This is a genomic window from Thalassotalea sp. 273M-4 (genome assembly GCF_041410465.1).
Classification (GTDB): Bacteria; Pseudomonadota; Gammaproteobacteria; order Enterobacterales; family Alteromonadaceae; genus Thalassotalea_A; species Thalassotalea_A aquiviva.
This window is the reverse complement of the sequence record NZ_CP166961.1, coordinates 1200083-1213306: the sequence shown is the minus strand read 5'-3', so window position 1 is coordinate 1213306 and position 13224 is coordinate 1200083. Positions and strand designations below refer to the sequence as shown.

The following is a 13224-nucleotide window of genomic DNA, read 5'->3' as shown; positions in this document are numbered from 1 at the left end:
ACTGTAAGCAAGAAACCCATTACTGTTGTGAGATAAAAGACGAAAAACTTTCATCTTAGCCCGTTTTTTAGGATATACCGTTCTGCCAACTTTAGCCAAAATATCCACTGTTTTTATCCCTAAAAACAACAAAGGCTGACATAATATGCCAGCCTTTTCAATTATTTACTAAGTTTAAAAATTACTTAAAATTTACTCTAAGTGATTTTTATAAGCGATTAGCTTAGTGCACCTTTAATGGTCCAGAAGAACATTATCGATAATAATGCACCCACTGGTAGGGTAACAACCCATGAAACCACTATGTTACGTACCACAGTAAGGTTAATGGCAGCAATACCACGAGCCATACCGACACCTAAAACCGCCCCCACAAGAGTTTGAGTGGTCGAAATAGGTAAACCAGTACCAGATGCAACAACGACAGTACATGCAGCGGCTAATTCTGCGGCAAAACCACGGCTAGGTGTTAAGTGGGTAATACCTTTACCAATGGTCGCAATTACGCGATGACCAAATAAAGCCAAACCACACACTATACCGACACCACCAAGAGGAAGGATCCACCAAGCTAGCGCTGCTTTAGAAGCAATTTCACCATTATTTTCAACGATGCTGACCACCGCGGCTAATGGGCCAATGGCATTAGCAACATCGTTTGAACCGTGTGCGAAAGCCATACAACATGCCGTAATGATCATCAAAATCGCAAACACTTTTTCTACGTTCACGTAGTCTTCGTTCATGTTCTTTGATTCTTTAAACTTAATGCGGCCAATGAAAAACTTACCCACTAAAGCTACTATCAATGCAACACCAATAGCCCAGGCAAAACCTTCTGCGGTGCCTAAGTCTAAACCAATGTGTTTTAGACCTTTTTTAATGGTCACTAAAGACAATACAAAGCCGGCTAAGAACATGTACATTGGTACCCAACGACGAGCTTGTTCAAGTGGCTTATCGGTGTCAAAAATTAATTTTTGGGCACTGTTGAAAATAATGAAAGAGAACACCCCCGCAATTAATGGGGTTATAATCCACGAACCAACAATACCACCTACTTTGCCCCAGGCAACGGTTTCAACGCCAACACCAACGGCTGAGAAACCAATGATGGCACCAACGATTGAGTGAGTGGTTGATACTGGCCAGCCCATGTAAGAAGCGATTAGCAACCAAGTACCAGCAGCAAGTAGAGCGGCAATCATACCAAAAGCTAGTTGCTCTGGAATATCAACAAAATAGCTTGCATCAATAATGCCTTTACGAATGGTCGAAGTTACTTCACCACCAGCAAGGTAAGCGCCAGCAAATTCAAAAATCATCGCGATAATAATCGCTTGTTTAATGGTTAGGGCTTTAGAGCCTACCGAGGTGCCCATTGCGTTAGCAACATCGTTCGCACCAATACCCCATGCCATAATAAAACCTACGGCGGCAGCAAATAGAACCAACATGGTTCCGTAATTAGCTAGAATTTCCATTGAGAATTCCTAATTAAGTTAACATCATTTCTAAGCGAGCACCGACGCGCTCTGCAGTGTCGGCAAGGTCGCCTACCCATTCAATAATCTGGTATAAGAAAATTGCATCAATGGGACTTAACTTGTCTTCAATCGCCATTAAGGCTTGACGCAGTTCAATTTGCATATTGTCTGTGTCATCTTCAATGGACGCTAATTTAACGATCATTTTATCAACGTGGGCAACTTCGCGATTGCCAAAGCCAGTTTCTAATAAATCATCTAATTCATTGATTGCCTTCGCCGCTTGTTTGGTTGCATCAATACAACGACTTAAATAAGCATCAAATTTTGTAAGTAACTCTTCTGGAATGCCAATCTGGCGTCCGATCATACGTCCAGCAATGTCTTTTGCTTTATTGGCAATCTGATCTTGCTGACGAAGCATATCAAGAAGGTCGGTGCGCTGAACTGGCATAAAAATGCCACCAGGTAATTCCATACGGATTTCGCGTTTCATCTTATCGGCTTCTTTTTCAAGCGAAGAGATTTGGGTGCGAATTTCGTTGGCCTTTTCCCAGTTACCCGAATTTGCTGCATCAAAAAAAGATGGTAGCAAGGCAGCACATTCGTGCACTTTTCTAATATGTCTTTCTATCGGTTTTAAAGGTGATTTTGCAAATACACCTAAGATAGTATTTCCACTCATAATTTATGTCCTACAATCATCATGATTGTTATTAAAAAACGTGGCAAATATACATTATTTACCAAACAATTAAAAAGAGTTTGTCCCTCTAAAAGGGTTATTTGTATAACTAAACAACCCCTAAGTTGGGCACATAACATTTTTTAAACACCTGTTACATGTTTGCAAATAGTGTAAGCCTATTTTGCTTTTTTGTCAGAAAATGTATTCGCAACATCTTGTTCAGAGATATGACGAACCACTTTTCCTTTGACAAAATAGATAACATATTCACAAATATTCTGACACCTATCCCCAATGCGTTCCAACGCACGAGCAGACCAAATGACCGACATGATGGTTGGAATTGAACGAGGATCTTCCATCATATAGGTCATTAACTGACGCATTAGCGCTTCGTATTCACGGTCAATGCGATCATCATTTTGATGAACTTTGAGCGCCGCATCAAAGTCCATTCGAGTGAACGCATCTAAGGTGTTCTGCAACGTGGTCAGTACCAATCGGCCCAAGTTGTCTAGGTTTTTTAAAAAATCTTGTTGTTTAGAGCTAAACTGCTCAAGCGCCACTTTAGAGATTTTTTCCGCCTCATCGGCAATCCTCTCTAAATCGGCAATAGTCTTAATGATGGCCATAACCAGTCGCAAATCACTGGCTGCTGGCTGGCGTTTGGCAATAATGCGCGTACACTCTTCGTCAATGGCAACTTCCATGCGATTGATTTTATAGTCACTGCTTAACACTTTTTGTGCCAGTTCTTCATCGTTGTCGTTAACCGCTTGTAAGGCATCTTTTAACTGCTGCTCAACCAATCCGCCCATATTCATAACATGGTTGCGAACCGCGTCTAGCTCGGCATTGAACTGACCAGAAATATGTCGACCTGTATCAATTGTTTCCATTTCAGGATTCTCCTAATTTAACCGTATCGACCGGTAATATAATCTTCGGTTTTCTTTTTAGTCGGGGTTGTAAATAGGGTATTGGTGTCGTTATATTCAATCAAATCCCCCATATACATAAATGCCGTACGATCGGACACTCGCGCTGCTTGTTGCATATTATGCGTAACAATCACCACCGTATATTTTTCTTTTAACTTTGAAATAAGCTCTTCAATCACTAGCGTTGAAATGGGGTCAAGCGCTGATGTAGGCTCATCCAGTAACAAAACTTCTGGCTCTATCGCAATGGCTCTGGCAATAACCAAACGTTGCTGTTGACCACCAGAAAGCCCTAATGCTGAGTCGTGAATTCGATCTTTAACTTCATCCCAAAGGGCGGCAGCGCGAAGTGACCTCTCGCAAGCTTCGTCTAAAACTCGGCGATTTTTTTCCCCTATTAAACGCAGGCCATAAATGACATTTTCATAAATCGATTTTGGAAATGGGTTTGGACGTTGAAACACCATTCCTACTTTACGTCTGAGCTGAGCGACATCTACGTCTTTTTTGTAGATGTTTTCACCATGCAGATTAATCGCCCCTTCGATTTTGCAGATATCAACCAGATCGTTCATTCGGTTAATACAACGCAACAGGGTCGATTTCCCACAACCTGATGGGCCAATAAACGCGGTGACCTGCCCCTTAGGTATTTTCATTGAAATGTTATTCAATGCTTTCTTTTCGCCATAATATAAATTTAAGCCATCAATTTCTAAAGCCACTTCACTTGCTGGTAGATCATTGATATCAACCACATTGTGTTCTGGCATGGTGATTTCAGGTTTTATATTAATCATAGTTTTCACGACTCAATATTGAATAAATTTTGGTTTAAATATCGTATTAGTGAGGTTTAGTGCTCAAGTGAACGATACTTTTCTCTTAAACGGTTACGAATAGCAACAGCGGTCATATTCAAGGCAACGATGATGGTAACCAATAAAAATGCGGTAGCATAAACTAAAGGTCTTGCTGCTTCGACATTGGGACTTTGAAAGCCAACGTCATAGATATGAAATCCTAAGTGCATAAATTTACGTTCTAAATGTAAAAATGGGAAATTGCCATCTAACGGTAATGTTGGTGCCATTTTAACCACGCCCACTAACATCAAAGGCGCGACCTCACCTGCCGCTCGGGCAATAGCCAAAATAATACCGGTCATGATTGCCGGACTTGCGATAGGCAAAATAATTCGCCATAAAGTTTCAGCTTTGGTAGCACCTAGTGCCAATGAACCATGGCGCATACTCGATGGAATACGGGCAAGTCCCTCTTCTGTTGATACAATAACCACAGGCAGCGTTAAAATAGCCAATGTAATCGCTGACCATAACACCCCAGGTGAGCCAAACGTTGGACTTGGTAATGACTCTGGATAAAAAAGACTGTCAATAGAGCCACCTACCATGTAGACAAAGAAGCCTAAACCAAATACCCCATAAACAATTGATGGCACTCCGGCTAAGTTAATCACCGCAATACGTAATAGTTTAGTGAATGCATTTTTACCCGCATACTCATGCAAATAAATGGCAGCAACGACGCCAAGCGGTGAGACGATAACCGTCATCAACAAAACCATCAAAACAGTACCGAAAATGGCCGGGAAAACGCCCCCCTCGGTGTTCGCTTCCCTTGGATCCTCGGCAATAAAGCCAACAATTTGCGCGAAGAACATACCCAACTTACTAAACCAGCCCATTTGGTTGTTGAAACTGACGTCAATCACATTTTCAAGTGGTATTGTTACCTTAGTGCCGTCCATCGCTCGCATCACAATACGGTCTCGCTTTACTTGCTCACGAATCACATTCAACTGCTGCTCTAAGGTTAAGTATTGGTCTTTTAAAACTTTTTCTTGAGCATCAAGCTCAGCTTGTAGCTTAAGCGTTAGTGTACCATCTAGCTCCGCTTTTCGAGTTTTTAGACGAATTCTTTCTAGGTCGTAGTTAATCGCACCAATATCAACCTTCTGTAACTCATCAATGTCTTGTTGTAAGTCTTGAACTCGGTCAATAAACATCTCTAGTTGCGCTATATCAACGGCTTTATCATCCATATATACCTGTTCAATAAAACCATAGAAATTGCCATTTTTACGACGTTCAACAACAGCGACATCTGTGGGCAATGAGCGCTCGATAATTTGTGGCTCTAAAATCCATTTAAAGTCCAAGTTGACCAATTCTCGGTTACCAATTTTAATTAAGTAACGGTCAATATTTTCCTGCCCTTTGGTGTCAATTTGAGTATGCGCTAATTGCTTGGCCGGAATCGTTTCTGTGTCGTATATTTCACCAATAACGGTACTTGCCTTACCAAACTCATCAACAATGCTAAATTGATGGATTTGCGAAGGCCAAAAGTAGGTCAGGCCTCGCGACGCAATTAAAAACAGCAAGCCAACAACCGAAACCAAACTGATGGTAACGCCTGCGGCACTAAGCCAAACCCAAGGTGCACCTGATTTAAACCAATCATTCATTATTCTAATTCCTACAGCGAACTATACTTTTCACGTAAGCGCTGACGCACAAATTCAGCTAACGTATTAAAAATAAAGGTAAATACAAACAATACAAAAGCTGCTAAGAATAAAATTCTGTAATGTGAACTGCCCACTTCAGACTCAGGCATTTCAACCGCAATATTGGCAGATAATGTTCGCATACCTTGGAAAATGCTCCAGTCAATAACCGGCGTATTACCTGTTGCCATAAGCACAATCATGGTTTCTCCAACGGCGCGACCAAGCCCCATCATAATCGCCGAAAAGATACCTGGACTTGCGGTTAGTAGCACAACTTTTGCTAACGTTTGCCATTGAGTAGCACCTAAGGCTAAAGAGCCACTGGTTAAGTGTTTAGGTACCGAGAAGATGGCATCTTCTGCCATTGAAAAAATAGTCGGGATCACGGCAAACCCCATCGCAATACCAACCACTAAGGCATTACGTTGGTCAAAATCTATACCTAAGTCGTTGGTAATGAATTGACGCATATCACCACCGAAGACATGAACTTCTAATACCGGAGATAATTCAAACGATAACCATGCCGCCAAAAGAAGAAACGGCAATAAGATAATCGGACTGAGTGACTCTGGTAGTAAAATCTTGATTTTTTTAGGTGTTTTGTACCATGCAAATGCCGTCATAAAAGTGGTTAACGGTAACAGTACCAACAACAAGAAAACCGCAGGTAAGTAGGCTTCGATGATTGGCGCTAACCATAAACCGGCTAAGAAACCCAAAATAACAGTCGGTAGGGCTTCCATCAATTCAATGGTTGGCTTTACGGTTTTTCGCATCGTAGGTGGCATAAAGTAGGCAGTATAAATGGCAGCAGCGATGGCGATTGGTACCGCAAATAGCATTGCATAAGCGGCCGCTTTCATGGTGCCAAATGATATTGGCATTAACGAAAACTTAGCCTCAAAGTCGTCTGAACCCGACGTTGACTGCCAAATATAATCTGGCTCAGGGTAGCCTTCATACCAAACTTCTTGCCATAGAGCTGACCACGTCACTTCTGGGTGTTCATTGCTGACATACAATAATTCAAGATTATCGCTATTGGCTAAAATAAGGCCATTGGCACGCGGTGCAATAACCATGGGCTGTTGCGCGTTGGCTAAAGCCTTACCCCGCCACAAATCAGCGTCACTGGTGGTATAAAATAGCCCTACCTCACCAGATGGCGTAACGGTAAAAAAGCTTTTGCGGTAGGTCTCTGGATAAATCTTACTGATAGCTTCGGTGTTACTGACCGCAAAGCTACGGATTTTTTGAAAGTGACGACCATTATCATCAGCAACTTCAAACCACTGTTGGACTTGACCATCACTGGTACCAATTAATATTGAACTGCTGCCCGATAACAAGGCCAATGACGTTAACTCACTACCACGTTGAGCAACCGGATCCCAAGACGCTTTTAGAGGAACATCCCAACTATCTTCAAGGTCATAGATATTGACTTGATTATTGACGGTAATCACTGCCATGGATAAGTCTGGGGTTATAGCTAATTCATCTAAGCGCCTAAAATCTTCAGCAATAGTTTGATATTCAATAGAAAATTCAGGATCGTAATTAAAATCATCTTCGGCAATTAACGAAGTTTTAATCAATCGTTTGTCCGTCGTATACGCTACAAATACGGCTTGTTCTTCGGTCATTGCAAATGCCAAGGCGTCAACGGCAGATTGGTCTTGAGCAATAAAAAAAGGCGTATCTCCTAAAGGATAATTTACCGCGGGTGTCACCATGCGCAGATCGCCAACGAAGTTCACATTAAAGGCCGGCTGAACAACGTTCACCGCCCCAGAATGCATTAATAATACGTAAAGATGGGTATTGGTAACATAAACAGATTTAAGTTTATCGTTTTCGTTGATTAAACGCTGACTGAGTAATAACTCACCTGCTTGGTGTTTCTTACTGTCGGTTAATTGATAAAAGTTAATGATACCTTGGGCGGTAATATGAAAAGCAATCTCTTGTAACTCATCAACCCCGACAGCCAAGGTGTTTTCGCTATTTTGCACTGCCACAGTTGCTTTAGGCTCAATGGTTGGAGATTCAAAAATCGGCTTTATGACATAAACAAGATATAGAAATATCAGTACTAGAGTAAATAGAACACTCACCCCACCAGCTGAAATAAGCCAACGGGCTATGGAATTTTTGATTTGCCTTGGCTCAAATGTTTTTGCAGAAATTGTCACTTCTTAACCTTAATAATCCGGTTTAATATCAAACGCAGAAAGTATAAGACACTATTATGACAGTTTTGTTACAGCACATTATATTCCCCCCTTTTCGGATAAATTGCGCTGTACCCTCTTATTTATTGTTCATTAAACAGGCAAAAGTCTTAATCACGGGTAAATTTACGCACTAAATATCTTAAAATAGAAAAAGCTTAAACTTAAATCTAACTTGATAAAACATTGATAAGTTAGCATTTTGGTCAATACTAGTAAGTATTTAACAAAGCTAAGCGCCTATTTTTTGTACTCCATCTTAAATACACAAATAATGGCGAAATTAGACACATTTAAAAAGAAGCAAGGGCAATGCACCAAAGCGTTCGCTGACACCAATCCCCAATGCATAGTAAAACGCTTTTTTACTCTAGAATTTTTAAAGGTATTCGATGACGCAGCTAAAAAACGGTCTAACCTTGGTGCTATCCACTTTAATTTTTTTGGTGGCGTTGATTTCTTTAAGTGTTATTTTAGGTTGGTACACCCAAAATGAGTTGCTCATTCGCTTAAACCCGTCTTTAACCCCAATGCAGTTTAATACCGCTGTTTGTTTCTTTCTTGTTGCCGTCGGAGCCCTTTGTACTATTAGGCAAATAACTTGGGGGCAAAAATGGCTCTCATTGCTGTTATTGTTTTTTAGTCTATTAACGCTATCTCAATACCTCTTTCAAGTTGATTTGGGCATCGACCAACTATTGATGGAGCACTACATAAAAACCGACTTAGTCAGTCACCCTGGTCGCATGGCACCCAATACGGCCGTGTGTTTTGCCCTGTCAGGGCTGATGTTATTGCTCGCTCAATCAAGCCTTAATACAGCTATAAAATTACGTTGGTTGTTATCTATTGCGGCTTTAATCTTAGCGCTATCGATTGTCGCATTTTTAGGCTATTTATTCGGTGTTCCCACAGCTTATGGTTGGCATCAATTAACTGCTATGGCGCTAAATACCAGTCTTGGGTTTATTCTCATTGGCATCATTTTTTTTCTTTTTTACAGCCATCATCCAGCCTTCAACAGTCACTTTATCAAATACCCATTACTGATTTTAATCATCACCATCACCGCGGCATTATGGCAAGCTTTGACCGCATTAGTCGAAACAACTCCCCAAGCAAAGATGTCTGCTCAATTCGTCCTTATAACCGGTGGTTTATGCGCTATTACACTCATTTATCTAGGTTTTTCTCAGAAAAAGCAAACAGCACAAAGTTTTGGCAAATACGTTGCTTGGGTAATTTTTTCTGTCGGTACAATCAGCGCAGTAACCCTTTATACCTTATTAGATTATGAGCAAAGAAAAAATGAACTGGAGCGGTTTACAGCTGAAGCTCAAAGCCAAGCGGTAAATTTACAAAGTGATTTCAACTCTTTGTTAGCGATTTTAAATAACATTCAATTGATAACCTTTGACACCCCAGGTAAACGCCTTAAAGATAAATTTATGCTTTTATCCGGTTTGTTTATTAAGTCGCACCCTGATGTAAAAAAAATAATCTGGGCACCAATCATTGATGATAGAGAAAGGTTTGAACAATCGCTCAAACGGGATTTTGAATTTCAAATTGAATTATATGGTATCGAAAGGGGAGAAAAGGTCGCTGTTGCAAATCAACCTCAGTATTTGCCCATTATGTATACCTACCCCCTTGCCCACGCCAAAAAAGAAGTCGGTTTTGATTTGCAGTTCAATAAGCAATTTTATCAACACCTTATACAAACCCCCAATTTAAGCCGTATTCGCCATTATGTTCCCGATAGCTCATTTCCTGGTTATTCACCAGCAACAAAGGGGGTGGTGATCGTTCCTATCCTGAAAAGTCCTTATCAAAAAGCCCATCAAATCACCGATATTCAGGACTTAAATGGCTATTTTATTGTTTATTACGACTTACCTAGCTTAGTGTCGAACGCCATGAAGACCACATCGCAGGGTAATAAACTGCACATGGAAATCGTTGATGAAAATTCCGGTTTTCGTTATTTTCACCAAGCTTCATCGCTTTCAAAATCCAACGTTCAACTTGATGCGCTCAACACCGAAAGAGCATTTCAAAGTAAGGTGACAATTGCAGATAATGATTTTATTCTCACGTTTTGGCCCGCACCTGCTTTTTATCATCAAGATCAAAACCATACCGCTTTAATTGTTTCAATATTAATTTTTATTTCTTGCTTTATCATCGCCATTTATCAATATTTAACCACCATTAGAGAGCAAAGCATTGGTGAAATTAAAGAGTACCAAGCCGCGTTAATTGATGCGATTCCAAGCCCTGTTTTAGTGATGGACCAAGATTTTCAATTTACCGACTTTAACGCTGCGTTTATGCACTTATTTGAACGCCCCATAAAGCTCGACTGTCATCTCGATAGAGCTGCATTATTTGATTCTATTCCAGAGTTAAAAAGGGTCAACCAAGAAGATGCCGAGCTTTTAAAAACCGGTGGAAAAAGAAAAAGTAACATTGAATTTGTTGATCACAAAGGGCTATTAAAATCTTTTATTTACTTAAGAAAAGTCGTTCACATTAAAAATAAGGTGCGATTAATTGGAACCCTGACCGATGTCAGCACCCAAAAACAAATTTCAATTGAACTGAACAATGCCTTGCGCAATTCAAAAGAGATGTTTAATTTCGCACCTGACGCGATGATTATGACCAAAGCCGATGGCGAAATAGTTGAAATAAACGACGCCGCCGAAAAGTTACTTGGCTACACCTCAGCAGAGCTTATCGGTCAGCCCGTAGAAGTGTTGGTACCCAAAGAAATCAGACAGCAACACATCCACTATCGAAACAGTTTTATTAAAGAACACCATTCCCGACCTATGGGTAGCGGTCTTGAGCTTACTGCGGTGGCAAAAGATAATCGTCAGATCCCGGTCGAAGTAAGCCTAAGTCCGATTCAAATGTCATCGGGTAAACAAGTAGTCGCGTCACTGCGCGATGTGTCACAGCGCAAGGCTTATGTCAAAGCCATTTACGAAGCCAAAATAGAGGCTGAGCGTGCCAATCAAATAAAATCCGATTTCTTAGCCAATATGAGCCATGAAATTCGTACGCCAATGAATGCCATCATTGGTTTTTCTCATTTGGTTCTAGAGTCCGAATTAAGTGCTCTTCAGCAGCGCTATATTAGTAAAATAAAAACCTCTGCTCATGCACTGCTTGGGATCATTAATGACATACTCGACTTTTCTAAAATTGAAGCGCAAAAGCTGGAAATTGAACACATTGAATTTAACCTATACCAAGACGTACTAGAGAACATATCCAATATCATTAGTCTTAAAGCCGGAGAAAAAAATATCGAATTAATTTTCGACTTTGACACCAATCTTCCAGAACACCTTCAAGGTGACCCATTGCGCTTAGGGCAAATACTGATTAATTTACTCAATAATGCGGTCAAATTTACTGAAGTTGGTGAGATATCACTGGGTATTCGCGTATTACAGCAAGACAATGATCACATTAACCTTCACTTTGAGGTAAAAGATACCGGTATTGGCATGTCCGACCAACAAATAGCCAGTTTGTTTAAGCCATTTACCCAAGCAGACAGTTCGACCACCCGAAACTATGGTGGCACCGGTTTAGGTTTGTCAATTTGCGCAAAACTGGTGGAATTGATGGACGGCAAAATTGGGGTTGAGTCTGCGGTAGGTCGAGGTTCAACTTTCTGGTTTGAGATTGACTTTCCAATCATTGAACGAGCATCACCACCTCTTGAGTTACCTGATAAAACCCTTAAAGTGCTTATTGTTGACGATAACCCCGCCTCTTTATTAATTATTAAAAGCTATATTGAATCCTTTGGCTATCTGGCTGAAATAAATATTTCAGCCCAAAAGGCGTTATCGACATTATTGGATTATGACGACATTCCATACGATTTGATTATTGTCGACTGGAAAATGCCAGGAATGGATGGGCTAGAGATGACCGCACGTTTACAACAGCATAGCCATAATAATGCCCCCGCCATTATTATGGTCAGTGCCTATGAGCGAGAAAAACTTGTTGAACAATCAAAACAGTTAGATATTGCTGCTATTTTAACCAAACCCTTTACCCCATCTACGTTATTAGACGCTATTGCCAATGCGTTTGGTGTGAAAAGCATTGTTAAACCCACCGATTTAGCCAACGTTAACCCTGAGATTTTTAAGGGCGTTACCATCTTACTGGTTGAAGATAATGAGACCAACCAAGAGTTAGCAACCGCATTACTTGAACGGGTTGGAGCAGAAATACATATTGCCGAAAATGGTCAAATCGCCATAGAGATGATTGCGCAAAATTCGTTTGACTTGGTGCTAATGGACATTCAAATGCCCGTAATGGATGGGCTAACGGCCACCCGAAAAATTCGCAGTAACACCAAGTTCGACCAGCTTCCAATCATTGCAATGACGGCAAATGCCATGGTCGGAGATAAAGAAGCTTCTATCGCTGCGGGGATGAATGATCACATTAATAAACCGATTGACGTCAAAGAGTTGTATGAGGTTATTCAACAGTTTCTACCTGAACATAGACAAGCAAGTACGGTTTCCATCGCCAAAGTAACTCAAATCAATCAAGATAGCTCTGAGTTATTTGTTGCCCTCAAGCAGCTAGGAATTGACATTGAAGGCGCCCTCACGCGATTAAATCGTGATGAAATTCTTTATCGTTCACTGTTGACCAAATTTACCCATCGTCAGCAACATAAAGTGGCCATACTCGTAAAGCTGTTAGCAGATGATGACATTAAAACCCTAGAACGAGAATTGCATTCATTAAAAGGGTTATTAGGAAATTTAGGCGCTAGTGGCTTAGCCGATAAATGTGCGCTTGTAGAGTCCAAGTTACAAGCTGAAAATATTGATAAATCAACCCTACTGCCTTTAGTTGAAACTATCGCACAACAACTTGAACAGTTCGTTGTCTCGTTAACAGAGACCTTGGCCAAAGATAAAGCATCAGAGAGCCAGCACCAAGATGGTGAATTCAATCCCATGGCGAGCATAACAGCGACAGAGTTCGAGCAAAAAATCAACCACATAACCGCATTGTTAGCACAAAACGACACCCAAGCCATCGACGTGTTAACCGAACTATTAGCGTATCGAACCGATTATTTTGCCCAATTGAAACAAGCCCTAGCGTACAGCCAAGAGTATGACTTTGAACAAGCTCTAAGAACATTAAATAATATTAAGTCTGATTAACAAGGTTGATATTTACTATCGCTACAGCCGCAACAGGGTTTAAATAATGTGTTTAGGGCTGCGTGCTTTCGCAGGATGTCTCGCTGTTTGCGCTAAAAAATTGGCTACAA

General features: G+C 40.8%; 7 protein-coding genes. 1 reads left to right on the top strand and 6 read right to left on the bottom strand.

From position 1 onward, the window contains the following. Positions 1-218: 218 nt before the first annotated feature. The 6 genes from ACAY00_RS05465 to ACAY00_RS05440 all read right to left on the bottom strand — a co-directional run bounded on the left by ACAY00_RS05465 (position 219) and on the right by ACAY00_RS05440 (position 7850). Positions 219-1484, bottom strand: coding sequence for an inorganic phosphate transporter (locus ACAY00_RS05465; RefSeq protein ID WP_371378342.1), 1266 nt, complete (start codon positions 1482-1484; stop codon positions 219-221). A 13-nt stretch (positions 1485-1497) separates the two neighbouring features. Next, positions 1498-2172, bottom strand: a complete 675-nt coding sequence (locus ACAY00_RS05460; protein WP_371378340.1) for a TIGR00153 family protein — start codon at positions 2170-2172, stop codon at positions 1498-1500. A 179-nt stretch (positions 2173-2351) separates the two neighbouring features. Then, positions 2352-3074, bottom strand: coding sequence for a phosphate signaling complex protein PhoU (gene phoU, locus ACAY00_RS05455; protein WP_371378337.1), 723 nt, complete (start codon positions 3072-3074; stop codon positions 2352-2354). A gap of 17 nt (positions 3075-3091) precedes the next feature. Beyond that, positions 3092-3889 (bottom strand): phosphate ABC transporter ATP-binding protein PstB, encoded by a 798-nt coding sequence (pstB, locus tag ACAY00_RS05450; protein ID WP_371379585.1) that lies wholly within the window; start codon positions 3887-3889, stop codon positions 3092-3094. Between the two features lie 83 nt (positions 3890-3972). Continuing rightward, positions 3973-5610 (bottom strand): phosphate ABC transporter permease PstA, encoded by a 1638-nt coding sequence (gene pstA, locus ACAY00_RS05445; protein WP_371379582.1) that lies wholly within the window; start codon positions 5608-5610, stop codon positions 3973-3975. A gap of 8 nt (positions 5611-5618) precedes the next feature. Continuing rightward, entirely contained in the window at positions 5619-7850 is a 2232-nt protein-coding gene (locus ACAY00_RS05440) for an ABC transporter permease subunit (RefSeq protein WP_371378335.1), read from the bottom strand. A gap of 431 nt (positions 7851-8281) precedes the next feature. Between ACAY00_RS05440 and ACAY00_RS05435 the strand changes: the two genes are divergently transcribed. Further along, the gene (locus ACAY00_RS05435; protein WP_371378332.1) at positions 8282-13114 is read left to right on the top strand and encodes a response regulator; all 4833 of its coding nucleotides are present in this window, start codon (positions 8282-8284) and stop codon (positions 13112-13114) included. Positions 13115-13224: the final 110 nt, after the last annotated feature.